This window comes from Paenibacillus sp. EKM211P, from assembly GCF_011066175.1.
Taxonomy (GTDB): domain Bacteria; phylum Bacillota; class Bacilli; order Paenibacillales; family Paenibacillaceae; genus Paenibacillus; species Paenibacillus polymyxa.
On the sequence record NZ_JAAMNS010000087.1, the window covers coordinates 1 to 251 of the forward strand.

The window sequence follows — 251 nt, forward strand, 5'->3', positions numbered from 1 at the left end:
GCTTCGACTTCGCCTGTCTCAATCCGGTACCCCCGGATTTTCACCTGGTTGTCGATCCGGCCGATGAAGTCCACGTTGCCGTCCGGCATCCAGCGCGCCAGGTCGCCTGTCCGGTACAGCCGCTCCCCAGTGGCGAACGGGCTGTCTACGAATTTCTCCGCCGTCAAATCCGGGCGGTTCAAGTACCCGCGCGCCACTCCGACTCCGCCGATGACCAGCTCGCCCAGCACCCCGACCGGCACCGGATTCAG

The 251-nt window shown here is 65.3% G+C and carries 1 protein-coding gene; it reads right to left on the reverse strand.

Features of this window, described 5'->3' with window-relative positions; all coding sequences use genetic code 11:
- Positions 1-251 (reverse strand): AMP-binding protein (locus G9G57_RS25485; protein ID WP_164965700.1); only part of this gene is annotated, 251 nt, incomplete at both ends.